Raw genomic sequence first — 25,499 nt, forward strand, 5'->3', positions numbered from 1 at the left:
TTTTGGAGAACATCGTGCACATTAGCCCAAATGATACCAATCAATACCATTATCTCGAGTTGGACAATGGCTTGAGGGTATTGTTGATTCACGATAAAAACGCACAGAAATCCGCTGCGGCATTGGCGGTGAATGTCGGTCACTTCGACGACCCTGAAGATCGTCAAGGGTTAGCCCATTACCTTGAGCACATGCTATTTCTCGGCACAGAGAAATACCCTAAAGTGGGGGAGTTCCAAAGTTTTATTAGTCAACACGGCGGGTCAAATAACGCTTGGACGGGCACTGAACATACCTGCTTCTTTTTCGATGTCTCTCCCACGGCATTTGAATCTGGCCTAGATCGTTTTAGTCAGTTCTTCACCGCACCACTGTTTAACTCCGAAGCACTCGATAAAGAACGCCAAGCGGTCGACTCTGAATACAAACTGAAACTCAATGATGACTCGCGCCGACTGTACCAAGTCCACAAAGAGTTGGTGAATCCTGCTCACCCGTTTAGCAAGTTTTCAGTGGGTAATATCGACACCTTAGGCGACCGAGAAGGCCAATCGATCCGCGACGAAATCGTAGCCTTTCACCGCGATCACTACTCAGCGGATATCATGACACTCACAGTGGTCGGCCCGCAGTCGTTGTCTCAACTTGAGGAATGGGTGCGAGAGAAATTCACTACAGTGCGCAATCAGCGCTTGGCGGGCAAGCAGATAGAGGCGCCCTACACTCATCCGGGTTCCACCGCTATCCGTGTTAATGTCGAACCGGTTAAAGATCTGCGAAAAATCATCCTCACCTTCCCCATGCCAAGCATGGATAATCATTATCAAACCAAGCCTCTCTCTTATTTCGCTCATTTGCTTGGCTATGAAGGCGAAGGCAGCTTGATGTTGGCACTCAAAGACGCTGGATGGATCACTTCGTTGTCCGCAGGGGGCGGCACCAGTGGCAGCAACTACCGCGAATTTACCGTCAGCTGCGCACTGACTCCTGAAGGGCTTGAGCACATTGATGAACTGGTTCAGGCGGTGTTTAGCTACCTGACTTTAATCAAAGCGCACGGTTTTGACGAATGGCGCTACATGGAAAAACGCGCCGTGTTGGAGTCAGCGTTTCGTTTTCAAGAGCCTACTCGTCCACTCGATTTAGTCAGCCATTTGGTCGTCAACATGCAGCATTACCAAGCGCAAGACATCGTCTACGGCGACTTTATGATGGCGGGCTACGATGAGGCTTTACTGCGCGAATTGATGGGCTATTTCACGCCGCAGAACCTGCGCATCACCGTGATTGCCAAAAACTTGCCGTGTGACCAGCAAGCCAAATGGTACTTCACGCCCTACTCGGTTAAGCCACTCAGTGATGAACAGATGGCGTTCTATCACGCGCCATCAACGCTGACGTTTGCTCTGCCAGAGAAAAACCCGTTTATCGCCTACGATCTCGATCCTCAGCCTATTGCTGAGCATCAGCTTGTCCCTGAAATCCTTGAGAATTTGCCTGGATTTACTCTCTGGCACATGCAAGACAGCGAGTTTCGCGTGCCAAAAGGCGTTGTCTATGTGGCGATTGATAGCCCACATGCGGTCGCCAATCCGCGCAATATTGTCATGACGCGTCTGTGTGTGGAGATGTTTTTAGACTCGCTGGCCAAAGAGACCTACCAAGCTGAAATCGCTGGCCTTGGCTACAACATGTACGCACATCAAGGGGGCGTGACGCTCACCCTCTCCGGTTTTAGCCAGAAACAACCTGAGTTGATGGCGATGATCCTGAAACGATTTGCAGCGCGAGAGTTCAGTGCTCAACGTTTTGAGACCATCAAAGCGCAGTTGAAACGAAATTGGCAAAACTCGGCGCAAGATCGCCCTATATCGCAGTTGTTCAATGCACTAACAGGCATACTCCAACCCAATAACCCACCGTATGCGACGTTACTTGACGCGTTAGATACCATTAACGTCGACGAGCTAGCACGTTTTGTCGATGCTATTTTAGCCGAGTTGCACGTTGAGATGTTCGTCTATGGTGACTGGACCAAACGCGATGCGCTCGCCCTCGGTGAGACATTGAAACACGCGTTGCGCGTCAAAAATCAGCAGTATGAAGAAGCACTGCGTCCATTGGTCATGCTTGGCGAAAACGGCACCTTCCAACGAGAAGTGCACTGCAACCAAGAAGACTCAGCGGTGGTGCTTTATTACCAATGCGAGGATTCCTCGCCAAGAAACATCGCCCTCTACTTGTTAGCAAACCATTTGATGTCGGCGACATTTTTCCATGAAATTCGCACCAAACAGCAACTGGGGTATATGGTGGGCACCGGCAATCTGCCCCTCAACAAACACCCCGGTATTGTGTTGTACGTACAGTCGCCCAATGCCGCTCCGATTGATTTAATTGCGTCGATTGACGAGTTCCTTAATGCTTTTTACATGGTATTGCTTGAACTGAACGAGTACCAATGGCACAGCAGTAAGAAAGGGCTTTGGAACCAAATCGCCACCCCAGACACCACATTGCGCGGCCGCGCGCAGCGTCTTTGGGTCGCGATTGGTAATAAAGACAAAGAGTTTAATCAGAAAGAAGTGGTACTGCGTGAACTTAAGAGCCTGACCAGAACGGACATGATTCGCTTCGTGGTCAATAAACTCAAACCGCGCACCGCCGATCGTTTGATCATGCACACTCAAGGCAACGCACACAGTGATGCCCCGCCGCTCAATTTAGGTCTAGAGATTGGATCTATCGAACAGTTCCAACTCCGACCTAAAGATGTCGAACTAGGCTAACTCAGACGCCACAATGGCCTTTAACGAATGGGGGTGGAGCTTGATGCACACCCCTTGATATTTAAAGGCGACCGTCGGGTTGCTGAGCCGCTCGCCCTCTCCTTTCGGACTCGACAATTTCACTTTCACTCCCATCTCATCCAGCTTCCCCCAATGCGCTTTCAATAGCGGAAAACGATGCTTGATCTCTTCAAGGTAAGCCTCGGCATCTTGTGCCTGTGAGGGAACCACAAATTCAACATGTTCCCAACTTTGCTCTGGATACACTTTTCCGGGCGCCGGATAAGGGAGCTCTAAGCACTCAATCGACCAGCCCAAGCTTTCAAGAGGTTGATGAAACTCAAGCACAACGATGGGACGGCCATTAATACGCGCTGTCGAGATTTCCTTACCCTCTTCACGCCAGGCCTGATGGGCAAGTTCAGCCAACGCATTGTCATTGATGCGCATTGCGATGTGATCCGCCTGGTAAGGACTCAAATCCAAATGCAGCAACTCGCTTAAATCGCGAATTTTATGCATGAAGTTATCCAAATTAGCTTTCATTTGCGCTGGCAACAGCGCTGCGTCTGACAGGGATTGAGCCATGGTTTTGCATCCAGTACGTTGAGATTGCGGCAATAGTAACAAGTTCGCGCTGAAAAGTAGAAAATTTCCCAATTAAGTCCCTATAAGCGCCGCGATAAAGTTGTTATTATGTGCGCCAATTTATGAACTAGATCGAGATATGCATTCACCCTATCCCCACGGATATTATGCGCAGCAAGATGCCCATCTGCTCGCCGAAATTGAATGCATACCCAACCAATTCCCGAGAATTGAAGGAAGCGCGAGTGAATATCCAAGCACTTATTAATGACAAAGTTTCTCAGGCTCTAGAAGCCGCTGGCGCACCTGCAGGCAGCCCTGCAGCGGTACGTCAATCTGCAAAACCACAGTTTGGTGACTACCAAGCGAACGGCGTTATGGGCGTCGCGAAAAAACTCGGCACCAACCCACGAGAATTTGCACAAAAAGTATTGGACGTACTAGACCTCGATGGCATCGCCAGCAAAACGGAAATCGCTGGCCCAGGTTTCATTAACATCTTCCTTGATGAAACCTTCCTTGCAAAACAAGCCGATGCAGCGCTTGCCGATGCGCGCCTTGGCGTGGCGGCTGAAGCACAGCAAACCATCGTCGCAGACTACTCAGCGCCAAACGTCGCCAAAGAGATGCACGTTGGTCACTTGCGCTCAACCATCATTGGTGACGCGGTGGTGCGCACACTGGAGTTTTTGGGCCACAAAGTGATTCGCGCTAACCACATCGGTGACTGGGGCACGCAATTTGGTATGTTGATTGCCAACCTAGAGCGCGTACAGAAAGAATCTGGCGAAGTGTCGATGGAACTGTCAGATCTTGAAGCCTTCTACCGCGAATCGAAAAAGCTCTACGACGAAGATGAAGCATTTGCAGAGAAAGCCCGTAACTACGTGGTCAAACTGCAAGGTGGTGACGAATACTGCGCAGAAATGTGGAAAAAACTGGTGGATGTCACCATGATCCAGAACCAGCGCAACTATGATCGCCTCAACGTTTCTTTGACGCGTGACGACGTCATGGGCGAAAGCATGTACAACGACATGCTGCCAGGCATCGTTGCCGATCTCAAAGAAAAAGGCTTGGCGCAAGAAGACGATGGCGCGCAGGTCGTCTTCCTTGACGAGTACAAGAACAAAGACGGTGAGCCTATGGGTGTCATCATCCAAAAACGCGATGGCGGCTTCCTCTACACCACAACAGACATTGCGTGTGCCAAATACCGCTATGAAACGCTAGGCGCTGATCGCGTGTTGTACTTTATCGACTCACGTCAGCATCAGCACCTAATGCAAGCGTGGACCATCGTTCGTAAGGCAGGTTACGTACCAGAAGAGGTTACCCTTGAGCACCACGCATTCGGTATGATGCTTGGCAAAGATGGTCGCCCATTCAAAACTCGCGCGGGCGGCACTGTGCGCCTTGCTGATCTGTTGGACGAAGCGCAAGAGCGTGCCATCAAACTGATCGAATCGAAAAACCCAGATCTTGATGCGCAAGAGAAAACCAACATCGCGACGACCGTAGCGATGGCAGCGGTGAAATACGCGGATCTCTCTAAGCACCGTACCACGGATTATGTGTTTGACTGGGACAACATGCTCGCATTTGAAGGCAATACAGCGCCGTACATGCAGTATGCCTACACGCGTGTTGCGTCGATCTTCGCCAAAGCGGGAATCGAAATGGACGCGTTGTCTGGTGAGATTAAAGTGACGGAAGAGAAAGAGAAAGCGCTGATCGCTAAGCTTCTGCAATTTGAAGAAGCAGTACAGTCAGTGGCTCGCGAAGGTCAACCTCATATCATGTGTAGCTACCTGTTTGAGTTAGCGGGTCAATTCTCTAGCTTCTACGAAGCATGCCCAATTTTGAGCAGCGAAGATGAGTCCATCAAGCAAAGCCGCTTAAAACTGGCGGCATTGACCGCGAAGACCATCAAACAAGGTCTTTCTCTGTTGGGTATCGATACCCTTGAGCGCATGTAATCGCGCCTAGCCTTGAGCATTCAGGCGACGAAACGAAGGTTGGTGTGAAAGCATCAACCTTTTTGTTATCCATGGACTAAGGACCCTCACCATGAGTTTTGAACTTCATCCCCAGCTGGTTAAAGACACGACCTTACTTGGTCACTTCCCACTCTGTGTTGCACTGCTACACAAAGACAGTGCCGTGCCTTGGGTTATCTTGGTGCCCAAACGAGCGCAACTCAAAGAGCTGCACCATTTGCCGATGCAAGAACAGCAACAGTTTTTGCTGGAGTCACAAGCGGTGAGCCAAGCTCTGGAAGCCACCTTTCGACCTGATAAACTGAACCTTGGGGCGCTGGGCAACATGGTGCCGCAACTGCACATTCACCATATCGCTCGCTTTAAGGATGATGTGGCTTGGCCTGGCCCTGTTTGGGGCAATACGCCGGGTGAACATCGTAGCGACGAGGCACAAATTGAGATATCAACTCGCTTGAGCAATGTTCTGTCGCTTAGTCACTTGTTTACACGAGTTTGAACTTCTGTCGAGCACCACAGCAGCAGACGTCTACATGCTAGTGATGATAGCAATCTGGTCATTTCGGACGGACACATATCGTGTCCGAACCGTAATGTTGTGCTCATTGACATCATCTATCCTAGACAGTTTCCCTTTGCGTAACCATATCGCCAACATGGCATCAACCCCATCGAGCGACAATGAAAAACGCTTGGCAAGCTCCGCTTGGGTCACCGTACCACATTGATCAATGTAAGCTTTTAGCTCTGATACGATCATGCGGTTTGCACCTCTAGCGACGCTTGCTCTCGTCTTCCCGCCACTTTAAGAGCACGCCAAACGCCTGCACTGACAACGACAATCCCCGCAATCCACACGCTGCTACTTAGAGGATGATCGGCAAAATGCGCCACTTGGTAATACAAGGCCGCGCTGCCGTAAGCCAGCCCCATCGTCCATACGGCAATAAAGCGCGCGTATCGAGCGCCAAATTCACGCACATACGCTCCCATCGCCGCCACACACGGTGTGTAGAGCAATATGAATACCAGATAGGCGAACGCTGCGTGAGAAGAAGCAAAATGCTGCTTTAAGTTCCCGAAAATCGATGCGTCCACCGCTTGCTCTTCTGCCACCGCTTCGGTGTCGGATAAATCTCCCACGGAAATGCCCAACGGGTCGCTAAAGCTCAGGCCAATCAAGTTATCGCCGATCGAGGCAAACGCCTCTTCCATACTGGCTAATAAATCATACTCACTCTCTTCACCTTGCGCGGGCGCGTAGAGGTTATTCAAGGTGCCGACCACCGCTTCTTTAGCAAAAATGCCGGTGATGATGCCGACGGTTGCCGGCCAATTGTCCGCTTCAATACCGATAGGCTCAAATACCGGTGTGACCCACATCGCCGCTTGAGACAGTACCGAGTACTCGCTGTCCTCATTCCCAAAACTGCCATCAGTACCGAGCGAGTTCATAAAACTCAAGATCGCGACAACCATGACAATGGTTTTCCCCGCGCCAAGCACAAAGCGTTTGAGCTTTTGCCAAGTTTTGATCAACACATTTGGTATCGTCGGTAGCTCATAGTCCGGTATTTCCATCACTAAACTCTCACTCGAACCTGGGTAGAGTGTGTGCTTAAGTACCCAACCCGTCAACACTGCGGCGACAATGCCAAGTAAGTAGAGGGCGAAGACAACGTTCTGCCCACTTTGCGGGAAGAAAGCGGCAGCAAACAGCGCGTAAACCGGTAGACGAGCCCCGCAGGACATAAACGGCGCCATTGAGGCAGCCAGCTTACGCTCTCGTTCCTGATCGAGCGTGCGCGTGGCCATAATGGAGGGTACGTTGCAGCCAAACCCAAGCACCAAAGGCACAAATGCTTTACCCGGTAAACCGAGTTTTTGCATCACCTTATCCAGCACAAACGCAGCGCGAGACATGTAGCCTGAACTTTCCAAAATGGCGAGAAACAGATACAAACACGCGATCACAGGAATAAAAGTGGCGACGGTTTGTATACCGCCACCAATGCCATCGGCAAGTAAAGTCACCAACCACACGGGCAGATGATCATCGAGCAAATAGTGGCCGCCATCGACTAACAAAGCGCCGACACCAATATCAAAGAAGTCGATAAATGCGCTGCCGATGTTGATGGAGAACATAAACATCAAATACATCACAACAAAGAAAAACGGCACGCCAACCCACTTGTTGAGAATGACGTTATCAACATTTTGTGTGAATGAATGGCTTAACACTCCCTGGGCTCGACGCACCTGTTGGCACAATTGGTGAAGATAGGTGTATTTGGTATCTGCCACCAGCAGATCAATATCCATCGTCAATTGACTCTGAGCCAGATGTACCTTTTCTCTTGACGCTTGAGTGAGTCCGTTGAGCACCAAGCGGTCACTTTCCAGCGCTCGGATCGCCAACGCACGCGGATTCACTTCAGCCTGACTCGATAAGGTCGATGTGAGCGAATCAATCGCCGCTTCAAACGCATCACCGTAATTCAAGCAAAATGCTTTCGGCGCAATGCCTTGCACTAAACGTTTATGGATATGCGTCTTAAACTGTTCAACGTCACTCTTTCGGTTGGCAGAGAGCGCCCAGACGGGGCAACCTAAAGCGCGTTCTAGCGCGTTGACGTCAATGGTTTGTCTGACTCGTTTTAGGGCGTCCATCTTATTGAGCACCACGATCATCGGTCGGCCGAGCTCGCGTAGCTGCAAAGTCATATAGAGGCTGCGTTCAAGACAGGTCGCGTCAACGACATTGATGATAAGATCCGCAGGATGAGTAAGCACTGCCCGGGAGGCAATAGACTCGTCTATGCTGTTGCCATCGTTCCCGCTATCAAGCGCGTAGATACCCGGCAGATCGGTTAAAGAGAAATCATCGCCGGCATGGTGAAAGCGGCCGGTCTTTTTCTCTACCGTCACGCCAGCCCAGTTACCCACTTGCTGACGCGCGCCCGTTAAGCCGTTAAACAAGGTCGTTTTGCCACTGTTTGGATTGCCGACAGTGAGAATTTGGTAATTCATGCGCGCACCTCCACATCAATCGAGTTGGCCATAGATTGACGAACGGCCAATGAGACACCGCGTACTTCAACTTGCAGTGGGTCTCCCATTGGTGCGACACGAATCAAGGTTACCGCCGTGTTAGGCAGAAGCCCCATGACCATGAGTTTCTTGCGTACTTCTTTTGACATCTGACCAAAGCCAATGATGGTCGCGGTTTGACCCGGAGAAAGCTGAGATAATTGCATAACAGACCAATCGATAGTGTAAATGAGAAATATTACTATTAGTTATTGAGATGATATCTCTCTCTACCCGGTCAGATATTGTCTGAAATCAATCTTTGCATTTTTGTCCTCGTCACTTTTGTTAATTTTCGCCTCGTCAATACCGTCAAAATGGGACACTTGTTCAGACCGTCCCCACATTCCACATGACATAAAATCATCAAAAAACCACATAAAGTAAATAAAATTCATATATTTAAAACGATTGGCGCAATTCTTATAGTAAAATGGCGTTAATTTTATAAGTAAAATAAGTGCGGGTATTTATAGTGAACAGGTCGCTAGGGCACAGCCTGAAGTGACATTGAATTCCAGAGGTGGCGCAGCGCGCCACTCCGGCAGCAAGCGAAGGTGTCATTGACACCCGTGGTATAGTCCCCCCGGCTATACCACGTTATTTTTTTACTCTTCCCCCTGCCCTTCGACAAATTGAGTCGGCGACACTCCAAAGCGATATTTAAACCGTTGACTGAAATACGAGGGATCGTTAAAGCCACATTCAAACGCCACATCCGACACTTTTTCCCCCGCTAGCAAACGTCGACATGCATGATCGAGGCGTACTTCATTGAGATATTCGGTAAAAGTGGTGTGCTGATGGCTTTTTAAGCGGCGCTGAAGGCTGCGCTCTGAGACATAGAGCAATTGCGCCGCCTTTGATAAGCCAAAATCCGCCTCCGCATAGTGCGCTTCAACAATGGTTTTCAGTTTGGCGAACCAAGGGTCCCTCTCTTCTTGCACAGAGTGCGGCAGTTGCTTGACGGCTGAGCGCTCAGTGAAGTGATCGCTCACTGGCCACGTAAACTCCTGCATATTGCGCTCTTTTGAGCAGTGAATCGTCACACTACCACCGCTCGCCTCAACCAACTGGCTCATTTTCATCAGGTAATCTTGGCCGAGGTCCGCATGGTCGATCGACTCCCCTTGATCTAGCACCGTCAAGGCAAGGCGCTCAACATTGTGGTCAATACGCATCATCACCGTCTGGTTGCGATAGCCGCGCTTAATGACATTATCAATCAGCACGTTAAGTATTTCGTCGAGGTTGAACGCATTTAGAGAGAGATAAACCGCTTGATCTTGTGGCCACTCAATATCCAAGCTCTGCCCTGATTTACGAATCTCTTCTTGCCAACCATCGATCGCCGCATGAAAAATGAGATTAAAGTGGTAAACCGGATCCGCCTCTTTATTCGCTTCGCGGGCAAAAATCGATAACGCGAGCTCTTGACTGAGCCTATCGACCACTGGTTTAAACTCCGCACTGTTGTATGGCGGCATCGTCAACTTACGCTGTAAACTCGCCACAGAGTGGGCGTAAATAAGACGCCGAATGTGAAGTTGTTTCCTTAACTGGACATTATTCGCCAATAGCACTCGGCTTTGGTGTTCAAGCTGGTGGGTTTTCAGTTCCACTTGCGCTTTAAGCGCTCGGTTTGCTTTGGCCATTAGCCGCGATCGCCAATACACTATCCAGACGATACACGCACAGAGCAACAACACGGCCGCCCCTATCGAGCTGTGCTCTAAGTACCAAGGCTTATTAACGAGAAATTGAAAGCGGTCTTCCTGACCGGTGCGTCGGCCGTTGTGTGTCACTCTCACGCTCAATTGATGCAAGCCGGGTAGCACGTGTTCGATGGTCAGCGTCACCCCCTCCAACACTTGCCATTCAGGCTCGTTATCTAAACGATACTCAATCTGCGCGCCACTCAACTGAGGCATCACACCAAATTGGAAGGAGAGTGACTCGCCAAACTCTGTGGTTAGTCTTCTATCCGGTGAATGGCCCAAAGCGACCCGTTCCTGACCAACGTTCACTTGACTGACTACGACGCGACCAGATGGGAGCGCTTGATTTGCTAAGCGCTCAGTATCCACTGTCATCAAATGATGGCTTGAGCCCATCAGCAAGGTGTGTTCGCGGCCAGATTTAGCGCCGCAAAGCCCAGTGACAAACTCATTATTCCTCAGCCCTAAAGGCTCGCCGTAGTGCTCCTTGAGCGCCCCCGCCAATGTGTATTGCGACAGCCCTGCAGATGTCGTTAGCCAGATACCTTGCTCATTACTCATCAAGCATTTTGGCGAGATATGGCCTTCAATCAACGCTAGCGATTCGGTGATCCCTGTCGCCGTATCAACACGATAGAGCCCGTATTGACCGGCCACCCAAAGCTCATCATCTGCCACCTCAATAATGTGGCTCACGCCGCCGTATTGGCTGCTGTCATCAACAAACTTGATCACACCACGCTCGAGCAAATAGAGTCCATGATCGGTGCCGATCAGCAAACGCTCACCGGCCGATTTGAGATACGTCAGTTGCGCTGGGAGGTACTGCGTTAACATCCAATCCGAGACAAAATCACGGAACACTGCGCGCTCGGGATCATAGCGCCATAACTGCTGGTCACTGGCCCCCCAGATGTGGCCCTGACTGTCAACTTCAAGATACTTGGCAACCGGTGCATTCGATACCAGTTGTGGCTCAGCAAGGCGACTGGGTGGTAAGGTGATCACGCCATTGGGGGTCGCTAGCCACAAGGTCTCTTGATGCTCCATCACATCACTAACAGCGCCTTGATACACTAATGTCCTCTGCCCTCTATCTGTAAGGTCCAGTTGATAGAGCCCGAGTGTCGTTAAGAGCCAATACCCTTGACGCTGCGCCATTGGCTCCAACATTAGGGGTTGCTCTCGCTCCGTTCCTTCGCTGAGCAATTGCGGATTAAAGCGCTGGAAATTGGGAGAGAACAAGGAGTAATAGCGCACGCCCTTATCGGTTGCCAACCAAATACCGCCCGCTTCATCGTTGACGATGGAGTAGATACGCTCTCCATAAAGCGGGTGCCCAGCCAAACGCTGGGAGCCAAGACGGCGTTCAGCACCATCGTTATGGGAGTAAATAATCAAGCCGTGTTCAGTGCCAATCCAATACGCGTCATCTGTTTCTGCCAAGCTCAGCACGTGCGAACCCGGAATGTCGGCGACCATTTGAGTAGGACGATGGATATTAAACACCAGCGCTCCCGACAAGGTCCCAACCACAATTTCGCCTCGCTTCGCGGAGTAATGGAGCTTTTCAATGTAATGCTGCTGCGAAAGTGGCACGTGTTCGAAATGACGTCGGTCGGAGACGTAGGCGCCCGCATTGGTGGCGAGCACCCATTTGGAGACGACAAATTGCGCATCATTGATGATGATGGTTGAGGATTGGGTAAACTGATACAACTCCATCAAAGAGAGCGTATCGAGTTCACCACTGGGGATATGGTAGGTGTAAAAATAGCGTTCATCGGCCAACCAAATGTAATCTCCCGACGCGCCGATGGAATGAATATCAGTGCCAGGAGTGAGGCTCAACACCAGTTCGCGCTCCTGATTTGGCAGCGTTCGATAGATTTCATTGCGAAAGAAAGACCAAAATGCATGGTCAGCGTACGCCACTTTATCGACATCATGCGTCAGCGCCGAGCCGACGTTCGGCGCCACGTTTTGACCGTCAAAAAAGAGGATTTGGGCTCGAACATCTTGCAGCCACAAACCGCCGCCCTCAGCAAGAAACAACTGTTTGGCGGCAAAGACCTTACCCTGACTTTGACTGGGTAGAGAATAAAAGACCTCTGAAGAGGCCACTACAACGTGTGCGCTCAAGCACAGCCAGAAAGCGATGAGTTGAGTCATCAGTTTTGATAAAGGGACGACGCGCAAAATACACCTGTTGCTATCAGTGACGCGCAGCGACAAGAGTCGCTGCGCAGTTATTTTGAGTCGATAATTATCTAACAACGCTTGGTCATTACAAGGTGTTTGCGTCTCACTTATCACATTCTTTGTGGCAAATCGTTGTGACCGAAAGCAAAAAGGGAGACACGTCGTCTCCCTTATCCTTAGCTCTCTGCGCTTAGTGCGTTACGCCAAACGTCCGCTACGCTCTATATCTGAACATTTTTATATCTGAACGTCTTAGTTCGATAAACACTGCTCAAAACTGTCCGCCATCTGCTGCATAAAGTTGAAATAACCGCCAGATTCTACCACGATGTCTGCGCCGATGGGGTCAAGCACGCCTTGGTTGACGTCGGTGTTTCGCGTCACGGACTCGACCACCGCAGGCGTATATTGTGGCTCAGAAAAGACGCATTTCGCCTCTTTCTTCGACAGTGCTTGCCTTATTGCAATCAAGGTCTTCGCGCCTGGCTTGCGCTCTGGGCTGACAGTGAAAAAACCCAATTGATTGAGGCCATAATCCTCTTCAAAGTAACCATACGCGTCGTGGAACACGTAGTAGCCTTGATCTTTTACCTTGCTGAGTTGAGCGGCAATCTCATTGTGCTGCTGGCGCAGGCGCGCTTCAAACTGAGCAAGGTTGGCTTGATATGCTGCTTGCTGACTTGGGTCTATCTCAATCAACTTGGCACTGATCGCTTTGGCCACCTGAGAAGCCGTGTCCACGCCCATCCAAAAGTGGGGATCGTGACTGCCATGATCGTGACCGTCATGATCGTGACCGTCATGATCATGATGATCGCCCTGATATTCACGCAAAGGGAGACCGTCAATTTTGCTCAGTGCTAGCACGTTGTCACGCCCCTCTAAGATTTTGTCAAGGAAAGGCTCTAGGTCTGGGCCAAACCAAATAATCAAATCCGCTTGGTTGATTCGGCGCACGTCAGACGGACGCAACGCATAATCGTGCGGCGAGGTGTTGGCCGCCAATAAAACATCCGGCTCGTTGATGCCTAGTGTTAATTCATACGAAATTAATTGGATCGGTTTTATACTCGCGATAATATCGCTGGCCACGACACTCTTGCTGCTCAAGATAAGCAACAAGAGAGGAAGGAAACGTTTCATTTATGTACGACTGCTCTATAGCGTTGAGAAAGTATAAATGTTACATTATAACAATACTGAATTGCAAATGAGTTCTATTGATGTCGACTCTCGTCGAACTAGCTAATATTTCGGTCCAATTTGATGAGCGCAAAGTGCTCGATAAGGTCTCCTTGACCATCAAACGCGGCGAAATCACCACCTTGATCGGCCCAAACGGCGCTGGTAAATCTACCTTAGTCAAAGTGCTGCTTGGCTTGCAAAAGCGCTTTACCGGCCAGATTACACGCCAAAAAGGGCTGCGCACCGGCTACGTCCCACAGAAACTCAAGCTGAATGATTCGCTCCCTTTGACCGTTGAGCGATTTCTTAAACTGGCCGGACGTTACAGCCAACAAGAGATCATCGACTCGCTCAAATTGGTGGGCGCAGAACACATGCTCATGGCCAATATGCATTCGCTGTCTGGCGGTGAAACGCAGCGCGTATTACTCGCGCGGGCTCTGTTACAACGTCCAGATTTATTGGTGCTTGACGAACCGGCGCAAGGGGTCGACGTGCAAGGGCAAATCGATCTGTATGAGCTGATTGATACGCTACGCCGCCGTTTTAACTGCGCGGTGTTTATGGTCTCCCATGATTTACATCTCGTCATGGCCAAGACCGATGATGTGATTTGTCTGCAACATCACATCTGCTGCTCCGGCGCACCTGCCGACATTGCACAGCACCCCAATTATATTGCGCTGTTTGGCCAAGCTCAGCGTGAGTCACTGGCGTTTTATCACCACCAGCATGACCACCATCATCATGATTTATCCGGTCAACCCGTAGCGGGCGATGCAACGGCCTGTTCTCACCATTCTCACGGACACCATCATCATGATTGAGTTTTTACTCCCCTCACTCTTTGCCGGTCTTGGTATTGCGGCGATCTCCGGTCCGTTGGGTTCATTCGTCGTGTGGCGAAAAATGGCCTATTTTGGGGACACCTTGGCTCATGCGTCGCTAATGGGTATCGCACTCGGCTTTTTGCTCAATATCAACTTGTATCTCGCCTTGGTGGTCTGCTGTTTGGCGCTCGCGGTGATTCTGGTCACGTTGCAACGCCAGCAGTTGGTCGCCACCGATACCTTACTTGGGATCTTGGCTCACAGTGCCCTATCACTCGGTTTGGTCGCCGTCAGCTTTCTTGATCACGTACGTATTGATTTGATGAGCTACTTGTTCGGAGATTTGCTCGCCGTCACGCCCACAGATTTGATCTACATTTACCTTGGCTCGCTCGTCGTTGGCGCGGTGCTTATCGTCTTCTGGCGTCCGCTCATTTCTACCACCGTCAACGAAGAGTTGGCGGCTGTCGAAGGCCATAACGTCGATTTGATGCGCTTGATTTTAATGTTGCTGGTCGGCCTAGTGATTGCGATTGGTATGAAATACGTCGGGGCCTTGATCATGACCTCACTACTGATCATTCCTGCTGCGGCGGCAAGACGTTTTGCCAAAAGCCCAGAGCAAATGGCGTGCTTTGCATCGCTGATTGGCAGTGTCGCGGTGATCTGTGGACTGTCGCTCTCTTGGCATTACGATACCCCGGCAGGTCCATCTGTCGTCATCTGCGCGACGGCCTGTTTTATCTTCGCTCAGTTAAAACGTATTGATTGACCAATAGACTAAGCGCCGCGATCAGCGGCGCTTTACATTTTTTCTCCCCAAGTTTGCGATGGATCAAGCCTTTCGCATTTAGCTCTGCCTTTCCCCGCCAAGCGAGTTATCCCTGTCTACACTTAAGTAGGTAAGTTGCAGATTGCTGGTTACCGCGCGGCCGAAGCTGAGTATGAAAAAGTTCACTACGCAATGAGGCACAACAATCGGTTCGTTCTTGATTCATCGTTGGCGTTGATTTTGTAAGGGGGGCATCATGGAAAACTCAACACTACATCGCCACTCTTCATTGGCACAATCCCATCACTTAAACGAGCAAATGACCGGATTGTTGGAGCGTATGCAAGTTCACCATCCCGCTCTCGACCACTTAAGTTTTGCCCTGTATGACGACAGAGATCATTTGCTGCGCAGTTACGCAGACAGTACCTCGCTTTCGCTCAATATTACCCATTACGAAGCGCCACTGAGTTCATTACCAACACTGCGCCAAAGTCTGCAATCGCGCAGCCCGGTCATTTTGACGCACCTAACAACATTGCGCCGCTCGCCGCATACTGAGTCTTTACTGCGCGATGGCTACCGATCTTCGGCGACCATACCAACCTTTATCCATGATCGATTCCTTGGGTTCATCTTCCTCAGCTCTTATCAAGAGAGTGCGTTTACACCGGCGGTGCTCGATACCCTCAAGCCTTACTTGGAAATGATGAGGTTGTTGATTTTTTCTGAGTATCAGCTGGTGGATACCTTGATCAATTGCGCTTGCAAGCACGCTGCGCAGTTTCCGCTCTATCAACGAGAATCTCGCGCGCACAAACAGCGCGTCGCCAGTTTTACACATGTAATAGCAACGGGCCTTGCGCTCAAATACGATCTCGATGACGAAACCATTGAACACCTCAGCTTATTTTCGCAGTATCACGATATTGGCAAAGTCACGCTACCGTCCGAGCTACTGTGTAAACCCGGTAAGTTGACCGAGGTAGAGCTCGCCACACTCAGAGAACATGTTCAAGCGGGCGAAGCCATCATTCATGAGTTCATTGAGCAAGCGGGCGCAAGTGGTCACCCCAGTGCTGAACTGTTTTTACACATCATTGCGCACCACTATGAGTTTCTCGATGGCTCGGGGTATCCTCGCCATCTAAGAGGCAATGAGATCCCTCTCGCCGCTCGTATTGTCTGCGTCGCGAACATCTTTGACGCTTTGATCACCCATCGCCCGTATAAACAGGCATCGTCGATTCTTTACGCACTACTAGAGCTGGAAAAGATGGTTCAGATGGGTAAATTGGATCGTGATTGCGTCAATGCACTGCGCGAGCATCAAAGCGAACTAAAAGCGATATCAGAGCGCTATCCTGAACTCGACCCAAGTGAACGAGCGACGACAAATTAGTGACTTGGCTGACCAAACGACGCACGATCCCGTATAATTTTCATTCAACAATATAAAACCTTATCTTTCCTTGGTTGTTATTAGGCATCCAAAGCAGGATAATGTCGGGATCGGAATATCTAAATTATATAACTATGACCGAATATCTTTTGTTGTTGGTCGGCACTGTGCTGGTAAACAACTTTGTACTGGTAAAATTCCTGGGTTTATGTCCATTTATGGGGGTGTCTAAGAAATTAGAGACCGCTATTGGTATGGGGCTCGCGACGACGTTCGTGTTAACCCTCGCTTCCGTGTGCGCGTATTTAGTAGAAAACTACATCTTGCTGCCGCTTGGGTTGCAATACTTACGTACCATGAGCTTCATTCTTGTTATCGCCGTCGTCGTGCAGTTCACAGAAATGGTGGTACACAAAACCAGTCCGACACTCTACCGCTTACTCGGCATCTTCCTGCCGTTGATCACCACCAACTGTGCGGTGCTGGGTGTTGCCCTGCTTAACATCAATGAAAACCACAACTTTATCCAATCGATTATCTACGGCTTTGGCGCTGCTGTGGGTTTCTCTATGGTGCTGATTTTGTTCGCTTCGATGCGTGAACGTATTAACGCTGCGGATGTGCCAGTCCCATTTAAAGGGGCGTCCATTGCGATGATCACCGCAGGACTGATGTCTCTCGCCTTTATGGGCTTTACTGGGTTGGTGAAGCTGTAATGAGTGCCATCCTAATTGCCGTTATCGCGATTGCCGCGCTTGCTGCGCTGTTTGGCGCAATCTTGGGCTTCGCCTCCATCCGCTTCAAAGTAGAAGCCGATCCGATCGTCGATCAAATCGACGCGATTTTACCGCAAACGCAGTGTGGCCAGTGCGGCTACCCTGGCTGTCGCCCTTATGCGGAAGCGATCGCCACGGGAGACGAGATCAACAAGTGTCCTCCCGGCGGTCAAGCCACCATTGAGAAGCTGGCGGATTTAATGGGTGTCGAAGCGACAGAGTCTGCGCATGACCTAGATGAAGCCGTCAAAAAAGTCGCCTTTATTCATGAGGATATGTGTATTGGCTGCACCAAGTGTATTCAAGCCTGCCCGGTTGATGCCATTGTTGGCGGCACCAAAGCACTGCATACCGTGATTAAAGATGAATGTACTGGCTGTGATTTGTGTGTCGCGCCGTGCCCAACGGACTGCATTGAAATGATTCCTGTAGAAAACACTACAGCGAACTGGAAGTGGCAACTGGACGCCATTCCTGTTGTTGATATTACCGATTCTGCCTCCGCGCAGAAAAGCGTGAATTAAGGACTGGTATGTTGTCATTAATCGAACAAATTAAATCAGGTACGCTGTGGCAGTTTCCTGGGGGAATTCACCCACCAGAGAATAAACAGCAGTCGCTGGGCAGTGAATTGGTTCGCGCCTCGTTGCCAACTGAAATTGTGCTGCCTCTCAAACAGCACATCGGCAAAGAAGGGACCTTACTGGTTGATATCGGCGCGCACGTCTTAAAAGGTGAGCCGTTAACCAAGTACGACGTCACGTTCACGTTGCCCGTGCACGCGTCCACCTCAGGCACCATTACGGCGATTGAGCCTCGTACCACCGCCCACCCTTCCGGTTTGGCGGAGACCTGCATTGTCATTCAACCCGATGGCAAAGACACCTGGTATGACAAAGCCCCTTGGCCTGATTTCAGCCAACACTCTCCAGAAGCTCTGATTGAAAAGATCCGCCTAGCAGGGATTTCTGGTATGGGAGGCGCTGGCTTTCCTACCGCGAAAAAGATTCAATCAGGCCTCTCGCGTACCGAGATTTTGATCATCAATGCCGCTGAGTGTGAACCCTACATCACCGCCGATGACACCTTGATGCGAGAGTTTGCACAAGAGGTGATCACGGGCATCGAGATTGTCGAGCATATTCTCAAGCCAAAGCTGACCGTGATCGGCATTGAAGACAACAAACCTGAGGCGATTGCAGCCTTAGAAGCGGCAGCGCAAGACAAAGACCTGATCATTCGTGTCGTACCGACTAAGTACCCCTCGGGCGGCGAAAAGCAGCTCATCAAACTGCTGACTAACAAAGAAGTCCCCGCCGATGGCATCCCAGCGGACATTGGGATGATGGTACAAAACGTCGGATCTCTGTACGCCATCAAACGCGCCGTTGTGGATGGTGAACCTTTGATTGAGCGCATCGTTACGTTAACGGGCAATGCATTTCGTCAACCACGCAACGTCCTTGCGGCTTTGGGTACCCCAGTTCAAGCGCTGCTCGACGAGTTCGGCTATCAAGCAGATAAGCGCCTACCTCGATTGATCATGGGTGGGCCAATGATGGGCTTTACCTTGCCGCACGCCAATGTGCCCATCACAAAAACATCCAACTGTATTCTTGCCCCAACTCGCCGCGAGATCGCCCCTGCGGGTACGGAAATGGCTTGCATTCGCTGTGCTCAGTGCGCTGAGGTTTGCCCCGCGTCACTATTGCCTCAACAGTTGCAGTGGTATGCGAAATCGCAAGAGTATGAAAAATGTGAAGAGCTCAATCTAAAAGACTGCATTGAATGTGGCGCTTGTGCGTACGTCTGCCCTAGCGAGATCCCACTGGTGCAATATTATCGCCAGGCCAAAGCGGAAATACGCACGCGCAAAGAAGAAGCGCAAGCAGCAGAGCGTGCCAAACTCCGCTTTGAAGAGAAAAAAGCGCGTATGGAACGCGACAAAGCCGAACGTGAGAATCGCTTCAAAAAAGCCGCGGATGAACGTCGCAGCGAGATGAAAGCCAGTGGAGGAGCTGACGCCATCGCCGCCGCCATCGCGCGTGTGAAAGCGCAAAAAACCACAAGCGAAGACAGCAAAACCAAGCCAGCGGTTGCCGCCGCGATTGCCAGAGCCAAAGCGAAACAAGAAGCGGCTAGAGAGCAAGCGACAAGCAGCAGCGACCAACCGGACAACACGGAAATGGCCAAGTTGCGAGAAGAGCGTAAACGTCAAGCCCGCGAGAAAAAAGCGCAGAAAGTGCAACAAGAAACCACTCAAAGTGATGAGCAAAGCGAAACAGACAAATCTTCCGCCGTCGCCGCTGCTGTGGCCAGAGCGAAAGCGCGCAAAGCCGCATTAGCAAGTAACAGTAGCGAAGAGACACCTGAAGAGCACAAGCCAGCAGAGGATCCCAAAAAAGCGGCAGTCGCGGCAGCGATTGCTCGCGCTAAAGCTCGTAAGGTGCAGCAAGAGAGCGAAACGGGCTCCAGCAGCGAAGACGCTCGAGCTAAGAATGCGCCTGCTGAGGATCCGAAAAAAGCCGCCGTCGCGGCAGCGATTGCTCGCGCTAAAGCTCGTAAGGTGCAGCAAGAGAACGAAACGGGCTCCAGCAGCGAAGAGGCTCAAGCTAAGAATGAGCCTGCTGAGGATCCGAAAAAAGCCGCCGTCGCAGCAGCGGTTGCGCGCGCTAAAGCGCGTAAAGCGCAGCAAGAGAGCAACGCAGACTCCAGCAGCGAAGAGACTCAAGCTAAGAATGAGCCTGCTGAGGATCCGAAAAAAGCCGCCGTGGCGGCAGCGGTTGCGCGCGCCAAAGCGCGTAAGGCGCAGCAAGAGAGCGACGCAGACTCTAGCAGCGAAGAAACTCAAGCTAAGAATGAGCCTGCTGAGGATCCGAAAAAAGCCGCAGTCGCGGCAGCGATTGCTCGCGCAAAAGCTCGTAAAGCCGCCCAACAATCATCTAAACCTTCTGAGGAGAACAACTAGTGGCGTTCTTTATCGCAAGTTCCCCCCATGCTCACAGCCGTAAAAGCACGCCGGATTTGATGAAATGGGTCGCCGTCTGCGCCTTGCCCGGGCTTGCCGCTCAAATCTACTTTTTTGGTTGGGGCACTTTGATCCAACTGATTTTTGCCATTGCACTGGCACTGCTACTTGAAAGCGTGGTGATGCTGGTTCGTGGCCGCTCACCCATGTCGGCACTGCGTGATAACAGCGCCATCGTGACCGCTTGGTTGCTGGCTGTGGCCATTCCGCCTCTTTCCCCTTGGTGGATGATGGTGATTGGATTGGTGTTCGCCATCGTCATCGCAAAACACCTCTACGGCGGTATTGGACAAAACCTCTTTAACCCAGCAATGGTCGCCTACGTGGTGTTGCTCATCTCCTTCCCTGTCCAGATGACCAGTTGGATGGCGCCAAGCACACTGCAACCCGTCAGCACCTCCCTTGCCGATACCTTGTCGCTAATCTTTAGCGGTTACAGTCAAGAGGGGCTGTCGCTACAACAAATTCGCACCGGTATCGATGGCATCACTATGGCCACGCCACTCGATGCGTTTAAAACTGGCCTGCTTGCAGGAAATACCAGTGTGGAAGTGATGCGACAAGCGCAATTTAGCGGTTTAGGCGGCGTCGGTTGGGAATGGGTCAACTTGGCGTATTTGTTCGGTGGTTTGATGCTGATAAAACTGCGCATCATCAGTTGGCACATCCCTGTGAGTTTTCTCGCTAGCCTCGCTGCCATGAGCGGCATTTTTATGCTCATCATGCCAGGAGAGACCGCCTCACCCATCTTGCACCTCCTGTCTGGCGCAGCCATGATCGGCGCCTTTTTTATCGCAACCGATCCGGTGTCGGCGTCGACCACTGTCAAGGGACGCTTGGTATTTGGGGCCTTTATTGGCGCTATGGTCTTTATCATTCGAACGTGGGGCGGCTTCCCAGATGGCGTTGCCTTTGCGGTGCTACTGGGCAATATGTGTGTACCCATGATTGATTACTACACCAAACCCAAAACTTACGGTCACTGAGGGGTATCATGCTGAACGCTATACGTAACAACGGCGCAATCCTTGCCATCTTTGCCTGTGCTTCTACAGGCTTAGTTGCGCTGACTCACTACTTGACCGCCGATCAGATCCAGCGCCAGGAGCAAGCGCAGTTGCTCTCGGTACTCAATCAGGTCATCCCACATGATCTGCACGACAATGATCTCTACCAAGCCTGTACCTTGGTGACGGATCCGCTGCTTGGCACGGCTGAACCTATGCCAGTCTACCTCGCTTCCTTAAATGGCGAGCCTAGCGCCATGGCGATTGAAGCCATCGCGCCCGATGGCTATAACGGTTCCATCAAACTCATTATTGGCGTGAAACAAGACGGTACCGTCACCGGCACCCGAGTATTGAGCCATCAAGAGACCCCCGGACTCGGTGACAAAGTTGATTTACGTATCACAGATTGGATCCTCGGCTTTACCGGCAAAGTGCTGACTGCGGATAACCAGGCCAGTTGGAAAGTGCGCAAAGACGGCGGGCAATTTGATCAATTTACTGGGGCGACCATCACCCCAAGAGCGGTCGTCAAGGCGGTACGTAATACGTTAGAGTATGTCAACGACCATCGTGGTGACATTCAATCTCAACCGCTCAATTGCGGAGGTGCGCGTGACTGAACATCAAACACTGATTAAGAATGGTTTGTGGGACAACAACCCCGCACTGGTCCAACTACTTGGCCTATGCCCTTTACTGGCGGTTTCCTCTACCGTCACCAATGCGCTTGGCTTGGGGATTGCGACCCTGTTGGTTCTGGTTGGATCGAACGTGACCGTTTCCTTAGTACGCGACTATGTCCCAAAAGAGGTACGCATTCCGGTCTTTGTGATGATCATTGCCTCGTTAGTGACCTGCGTGCAGCTGCTGATGAACGCATACGCTTACGGTTTGTATTTGTCGCTGGGTATCTTTATCCCACTTATCGTGACCAACTGCATCATCATCGGACGCGCTGAAGCGTTTGCCTCGAAAAACGTGCCACTTCTTGCCGCTCAAGACGGTTTTTGGATGGGCATGGGGATGCTGATTATTCTTGTCATTTTGGGAGCAATGCGTGAGATTCTTGGCAACGGTACCTTATTTGATGGTGCAGAGCTGCTGCTAGGGCAATGGGCAACGGCGCTGCGAATTGAAGTGTTCCAATTTGACAGCAATTTCCTGCTGGCAATGCTGCCGCCAGGTGCCTTCATCGGCGTTGGGCTGCTGATTGCGATTAAAAACACCATCGATAGTCGACTGAGCGCGCGCAAAGAAAAAACCAAACCAACGATAGAACGAGCGCGGGTGACCAGCTAATCAACACACGGGAAGTCAGCGAATAATGAACAAAGAGAAACGCATTCAAATTCTACAGAGGCTAAGAGATGACAATCCGCACCCGCAAACGGAGCTGAATTGGAACACGCCTTTCGAGCTGCTGATCGCGGTTCTCCTCTCGGCTCAAGCCACCGATGTCAGTGTCAACAAAGCCACTGACAAGCTCTACCCTGTTGCCAACACGCCACAAGCGATGTTTGATCTCGGTGTTGACGGCGTGAAAGAGTACATCAAAACCATTGGCTTATTTAACTCAAAAGCAGAAAACGTCATCAAAACCTGTCGTATTCTGCTCGACCAACATAACGGTGAGGTGCCTGAAAACCGTGAGGCACTCGAGGCACTACCTGGAGTGGGTCGCAAGACGGCGAATGTCGTCCTCAACACTGCCTTTGGTTGGCCAACCATTGCGGTCGACACGCACATTTTCCGCGTCTCCAATCGCACCAAATTCGCTATGGGCAAGAACGTTGACCAAGTAGAAGAGAAACTGCTTAAGGTGGTCCCCAAAGAATTCAAACTCGACGTACATCACTGGTTGATCCTTCATGGCCGCTACACCTGTTTGGCCCGTAAGCCAAGGTGTGGCAGTTGCTTGATTGAAGACCTGTGTGAATATAAAGAGAAAGTTTACCCCGACAACTAGGAGCTAGGCACATGTCAAACGGACGCATTCTACACACCATGCTACGCGTAGGTGATCTCGACAAATCTATTCAGTTCTACACTGACGTAATGGGCATGTCTCTGTTACGTAAAAACGAAAACACAGAATACCAATACACGTTGGCTTTCGTTGGCTATGGCGATGAGTCGCAAGGCGCGGTGATTGAGCTAACGTACAACTGGGGTACCGACAGTTACGATCTTGGCAACGCATTTGGCCATGTAGCGGTGGGTGTCGATGACATCTACGCTACTTGTGATGCGATCAAAGCCGCTGGCGGCAATGTGACCCGTGAGCCAGGCCCCGTAAAAGGTGGCACGACACACATCGCGTTTGTTGAAGACCCAGACGGTTACAAGATTGAGTTGATTCAAAACAAGCAAGCGACAGCAGGGCTTGAAGGCTAACAGTGCCAATCAATTCAACCTATGGGTAGCCTCGGCTGCCCATTTTTATTTGCTTTACATGATAATGATTATCACTTAATCTTATCCTTCTCATAGAGAGGAGAGACAAGCATGCAACTGGCAGAATGGGAAAAACACACACTGCTCGCAGACGTCGCGTTTAAGGACCAAGACCACTTACGCAGTATTCTGCATTATCAACAGGCATTAACACTGAGCGAACGACTGGGTGAACAGGTCGATGTCGATATCGAAGACCGACTGATGATCTCGGTGATTTCGTGCCACAACCTAGCGACCTTCTGGCGCTCGATGGGCGATGAAAAGTATGAACTGAAGTATTTACAGCTCGCTTCAGAGAAAGTGCTGACGCTGCTCCCTCAATGCCCGAATTCAGACTGTGACGCCTTTGTCTCTTCGATCGGCTGCTGTAAAAAGGCGTTAGTGGAGTTTATGAAACGCCACCCCAATCCGACCATCGCTCGCATGGTACAAGACATCGATACAGCGACCAATTGCAACTTAATCGCACAGTTTAAGCTGAATTGATCGGCTATCTTGCTAAAAACTTGGCTTCATGTTTTACCTTACATACTGAAGCTATGCAGCGGATACAAAAACAGCGCCAAATTTTGGCGCTGTTCTTTTAGACTTGGGTACGACCGAGAGAAATCACTACGCGGCGGTTTTTATCTTTGCCAAGCGGTGATGCGTTGTCCGCCACCGGACGACGACGCCCATAACCTTGAACTTGAATCCTGTCTTCCGGTAAACCAAGCGAACGGAAGTAACGTTGCAGCACTTCAGCACGCTGCTCAGATAAGCTTTGGCTGGCGGCTTTACTGTCTAACGAGTCGGTGTATGTCGATACCAACACCAAGTCGATATCTTGGTTGTGTTTAATGTACTCCGCAATTTGTGCAAGGCGCTTTTGCGAAGCTTTATTCAGCTCTACGCTAGAACGGTCATAATGCAAAATGGTGAAGGCGATATCTTCAAAGCTGTAAGGCAACAAGTTGGCAATACAGTCACTGAATACGTTGTAGGTGGGCTGAAAAAGCACCGACGACAACGCCACCTCTACCCGCTCGTCACGACTTTGCCACTCTTGATAGCTAAACGTGGGATAACGCCCCTTTTCAAGCTCACCCAAAATGCTCCACGCGGTTTGTCCACCAACGTAACCATCAAATTGCTGAAAAAACTGAATGCTCGACATGCGGCTGGCGCCATCGCCGGGTCTCCAAGCTGGAGGCATCGACACTAAGCTAACGTCTCTTGTCTGCCCCATTGGCCGTTTCATCTTCAACTCAAAGTCCAGATTGATCTTTTTACTGGCTTGGGAAGAAAACACCGCATCGCCGTAGTTTGGGATAGGATGAACCAACTTACATTCTAGCGGCGTATTGGCAACCATTTGCCAGGTTGACTGCATCGGCGTTGCCACATAGCGCTTCTCAAGCGCAAAGGCGTTCGCTTCAAAACCGGCAATGACTAGCCCTAAACAGGCAACGTAGAATTTGTTCATAGTATGCTTCATCTCTAATACTGCTGGGTGACTGGCGTTGCCGCTTGTCACTCTGTCTGCATGACTTTGGTGAGAATAATGCAAAAAGCTCGCCAACACTTTCATTCCACAGCGTCGCCATCAAAGAGATTAACGGTTTTTCTTGTTGACAGAATCTGCAATAATGCTGCCCCTGTCACATAAC

22 protein-coding genes are annotated in these 25,499 nt (G+C 50.7%); 15 read left to right on the forward strand and 7 right to left on the reverse strand.

All coding sequences use genetic code 11. The features are described 5' to 3' along the window. Positions 1–14 precede the first annotated feature (14 nt). A complete protein-coding gene (locus tag AC6R0S_RS16520) occupies positions 15–2,789 on the forward strand; it encodes an insulinase family protein (protein WP_500638387.1) in 2,775 nt (924 codons plus the stop codon). Here AC6R0S_RS16520 and AC6R0S_RS16525 read toward each other — a convergent pair. Beyond that, a complete protein-coding gene (locus tag AC6R0S_RS16525; protein ID WP_500631872.1) occupies positions 2,781–3,377 on the reverse strand; it encodes a VOC family protein in 597 nt (198 codons plus the stop codon). The genes AC6R0S_RS16520 and AC6R0S_RS16525 overlap by 9 nt on opposite strands. Positions 3,378–3,622: 245 nt before the next feature. Here AC6R0S_RS16525 and argS point away from each other — a divergent pair, with 245 nt between their 5' ends. Together argS and AC6R0S_RS16535 are read left to right on the forward strand one after the other, a co-directional pair. Next, positions 3,623–5,356 carry an arginine--tRNA ligase gene (gene argS / locus AC6R0S_RS16530; protein WP_500638388.1) on the forward strand — a complete coding sequence of 578 codons (1,734 nt, stop codon included), beginning with the start codon at positions 3,623–3,625 and terminating at the stop codon, positions 5,354–5,356. 91 nt (positions 5,357–5,447) lie between these two features. Further along, complete coding sequence (locus AC6R0S_RS16535; protein ID WP_500631870.1) at positions 5,448–5,876, forward strand: HIT family protein; 429 nt, start codon at positions 5,448–5,450, stop codon at positions 5,874–5,876. 30 nt (positions 5,877–5,906) lie between these two features. On the opposite strand, the gene AC6R0S_RS16540 is transcribed toward AC6R0S_RS16535, so the two are convergent. The 5 genes from AC6R0S_RS16540 to znuA all read right to left on the reverse strand — a co-directional run bounded on the left by AC6R0S_RS16540 (position 5,907) and on the right by znuA (position 13,533). Continuing rightward, positions 5,907–6,137, reverse strand: a complete 231-nt coding sequence (locus AC6R0S_RS16540) for a FeoC-like transcriptional regulator (RefSeq protein ID WP_500631869.1) — start codon at positions 6,135–6,137, stop codon at positions 5,907–5,909. Beyond that, positions 6,134–8,410 carry a Fe(2+) transporter permease subunit FeoB gene (gene feoB / locus AC6R0S_RS16545; RefSeq protein WP_500638389.1) on the reverse strand — a complete coding sequence of 759 codons (2,277 nt, stop codon included), beginning with the start codon at positions 8,408–8,410 and terminating at the stop codon, positions 6,134–6,136. The genes AC6R0S_RS16540 and feoB overlap by 4 nt, the downstream gene beginning before the upstream one ends. After that, positions 8,407–8,637, reverse strand: a complete 231-nt coding sequence (locus AC6R0S_RS16550; RefSeq protein WP_500631867.1) for a FeoA family protein — start codon at positions 8,635–8,637, stop codon at positions 8,407–8,409. The genes feoB and AC6R0S_RS16550 overlap by 4 nt, the downstream gene beginning before the upstream one ends. Before the next feature lie 441 nt (positions 8,638–9,078). Then, positions 9,079–12,360 (reverse strand): helix-turn-helix domain-containing protein, encoded by a 3,282-nt coding sequence (locus AC6R0S_RS16555; RefSeq protein ID WP_500638390.1) that lies wholly within the window; start codon positions 12,358–12,360, stop codon positions 9,079–9,081. 282 nt (positions 12,361–12,642) lie between these two features. Beyond that, positions 12,643–13,533: a zinc ABC transporter substrate-binding protein ZnuA gene (gene znuA, locus AC6R0S_RS16560; protein ID WP_500638391.1), complete on the reverse strand. Its 891-nt coding sequence runs from the start codon at positions 13,531–13,533 to the stop codon at positions 12,643–12,645. Positions 13,534–13,613: 80 nt separating this feature from the next. Here znuA and znuC point away from each other — a divergent pair, with 80 nt between their 5' ends. The 12 genes from znuC to AC6R0S_RS16620 all read left to right on the forward strand — a co-directional run bounded on the left by znuC (position 13,614) and on the right by AC6R0S_RS16620 (position 24,336). Continuing rightward, positions 13,614–14,402 (forward strand): zinc ABC transporter ATP-binding protein ZnuC, encoded by a 789-nt coding sequence (znuC, locus tag AC6R0S_RS16565; RefSeq protein WP_334551129.1) that lies wholly within the window; start codon positions 13,614–13,616, stop codon positions 14,400–14,402. Further along, positions 14,395–15,177, forward strand: a complete 783-nt coding sequence (znuB, locus tag AC6R0S_RS16570; protein WP_500638409.1) for a zinc ABC transporter permease subunit ZnuB — start codon at positions 14,395–14,397, stop codon at positions 15,175–15,177. Before znuC ends, znuB begins: the two co-directional genes overlap by 8 nt. Before the next feature lie 256 nt (positions 15,178–15,433). Further along, entirely contained in the window at positions 15,434–16,579 is a 1,146-nt protein-coding gene (locus AC6R0S_RS16575; protein ID WP_500638392.1) for an HD domain-containing phosphohydrolase, read from the forward strand. 134 nt (positions 16,580–16,713) lie between these two features. Beyond that, positions 16,714–17,295, forward strand: coding sequence for an electron transport complex subunit RsxA (gene rsxA / locus AC6R0S_RS16580; RefSeq protein WP_334551133.1), 582 nt, complete (start codon positions 16,714–16,716; stop codon positions 17,293–17,295). Next, positions 17,295–17,879 carry an electron transport complex subunit RsxB gene (gene rsxB, locus AC6R0S_RS16585; protein ID WP_334551134.1) on the forward strand — a complete coding sequence of 195 codons (585 nt, stop codon included), beginning with the start codon at positions 17,295–17,297 and terminating at the stop codon, positions 17,877–17,879. Before rsxA ends, rsxB begins: the two co-directional genes overlap by 1 nt. Positions 17,880–17,887: 8 nt before the next feature. Then, entirely contained in the window at positions 17,888–20,323 is a 2,436-nt protein-coding gene (rsxC, locus tag AC6R0S_RS16590; protein ID WP_500638393.1) for an electron transport complex subunit RsxC, read from the forward strand. Further along, on the forward strand, positions 20,323–21,369 hold the full coding sequence (rsxD, locus tag AC6R0S_RS16595) for an electron transport complex subunit RsxD (protein WP_500638394.1): 1,047 nt from the start codon (positions 20,323–20,325) through the stop codon (positions 21,367–21,369). Before rsxC ends, rsxD begins: the two co-directional genes overlap by 1 nt. An 8-nt stretch (positions 21,370–21,377) precedes the next feature. Further along, on the forward strand, positions 21,378–22,013 hold the full coding sequence (gene rsxG / locus AC6R0S_RS16600) for an electron transport complex subunit RsxG (RefSeq protein ID WP_500633259.1): 636 nt from the start codon (positions 21,378–21,380) through the stop codon (positions 22,011–22,013). Further along, the gene (locus AC6R0S_RS16605) at positions 22,006–22,692 is read left to right on the forward strand and encodes an electron transport complex subunit E (protein ID WP_334551141.1); all 687 of its coding nucleotides are present in this window, start codon (positions 22,006–22,008) and stop codon (positions 22,690–22,692) included. Before rsxG ends, AC6R0S_RS16605 begins: the two co-directional genes overlap by 8 nt. Positions 22,693–22,717: 25 nt before the next feature. Further along, positions 22,718–23,359, forward strand: coding sequence for an endonuclease III (gene nth, locus AC6R0S_RS16610; RefSeq protein ID WP_334551142.1), 642 nt, complete (start codon positions 22,718–22,720; stop codon positions 23,357–23,359). Positions 23,360–23,370: 11 nt separating this feature from the next. Continuing rightward, positions 23,371–23,787, forward strand: coding sequence for a lactoylglutathione lyase (gene gloA / locus AC6R0S_RS16615; protein ID WP_334551144.1), 417 nt, complete (start codon positions 23,371–23,373; stop codon positions 23,785–23,787). Positions 23,788–23,898: 111 nt separating this feature from the next. Continuing rightward, positions 23,899–24,336 (forward strand): DUF2753 domain-containing protein, encoded by a 438-nt coding sequence (locus tag AC6R0S_RS16620; protein WP_500638395.1) that lies wholly within the window; start codon positions 23,899–23,901, stop codon positions 24,334–24,336. A 97-nt stretch (positions 24,337–24,433) separates the two neighbouring features. On the opposite strand, the gene motY is transcribed toward AC6R0S_RS16620, so the two are convergent. After that, positions 24,434–25,315 (reverse strand): flagellar protein MotY, encoded by an 882-nt coding sequence (gene motY / locus AC6R0S_RS16625; RefSeq protein ID WP_334551147.1) that lies wholly within the window; start codon positions 25,313–25,315, stop codon positions 24,434–24,436. Positions 25,316–25,499 lie beyond the last annotated feature (184 nt).

The organism is Vibrio sp. R15-SG3-ISO1B (assembly GCF_059833835.1).

Bases quoted from the DNA above. Each gene is read 5' to 3' on its own strand.
- feoB (WP_500638389.1), bottom strand. From the start codon at position 8,410: ATGAATTACCAAATTCTCACTGTCGGCAATCCAAACAGTGGCAAAACG.
- rsxG (WP_500633259.1), top strand. From the start codon at position 21,378: ATGCTGAACGCTATACGTAACAACGGCGCAATCCTTGCCATCTTTGCC.
- rsxA (WP_334551133.1), top strand. From the start codon at position 16,714: ATGACCGAATATCTTTTGTTGTTGGTCGGCACTGTGCTGGTAAACAAC.
- rsxB (WP_334551134.1), top strand. From the start codon at position 17,295: ATGAGTGCCATCCTAATTGCCGTTATCGCGATTGCCGCGCTTGCTGCG.
- znuA (WP_500638391.1), bottom strand. From the start codon at position 13,533: ATGAAACGTTTCCTTCCTCTCTTGTTGCTTATCTTGAGCAGCAAGAGT.
- znuB (WP_500638409.1), top strand. From the start codon at position 14,395: ATGATTGAGTTTTTACTCCCCTCACTCTTTGCCGGTCTTGGTATTGCG.
- AC6R0S_RS16540 (WP_500631869.1), bottom strand. From the start codon at position 6,137: ATGATCGTATCAGAGCTAAAAGCTTACATTGATCAATGTGGTACGGTG.
- AC6R0S_RS16575 (WP_500638392.1), top strand. From the start codon at position 15,434: ATGGAAAACTCAACACTACATCGCCACTCTTCATTGGCACAATCCCAT.
- rsxC (WP_500638393.1), top strand. From the start codon at position 17,888: ATGTTGTCATTAATCGAACAAATTAAATCAGGTACGCTGTGGCAGTTT.
- AC6R0S_RS16535 (WP_500631870.1), top strand. From the start codon at position 5,448: ATGAGTTTTGAACTTCATCCCCAGCTGGTTAAAGACACGACCTTACTT.
- AC6R0S_RS16555 (WP_500638390.1), bottom strand. From the start codon at position 12,360: ATGACTCAACTCATCGCTTTCTGGCTGTGCTTGAGCGCACACGTTGTA.
- gloA (WP_334551144.1), top strand. From the start codon at position 23,371: ATGTCAAACGGACGCATTCTACACACCATGCTACGCGTAGGTGATCTC.
- AC6R0S_RS16550 (WP_500631867.1), bottom strand. From the start codon at position 8,637: ATGCAATTATCTCAGCTTTCTCCGGGTCAAACCGCGACCATCATTGGC.
- nth (WP_334551142.1), top strand. From the start codon at position 22,718: ATGAACAAAGAGAAACGCATTCAAATTCTACAGAGGCTAAGAGATGAC.
- AC6R0S_RS16525 (WP_500631872.1), bottom strand. From the start codon at position 3,377: ATGGCTCAATCCCTGTCAGACGCAGCGCTGTTGCCAGCGCAAATGAAA.
- AC6R0S_RS16620 (WP_500638395.1), top strand. From the start codon at position 23,899: ATGCAACTGGCAGAATGGGAAAAACACACACTGCTCGCAGACGTCGCG.
- znuC (WP_334551129.1), top strand. From the start codon at position 13,614: ATGTCGACTCTCGTCGAACTAGCTAATATTTCGGTCCAATTTGATGAG.
- motY (WP_334551147.1), bottom strand. From the start codon at position 25,315: ATGAACAAATTCTACGTTGCCTGTTTAGGGCTAGTCATTGCCGGTTTT.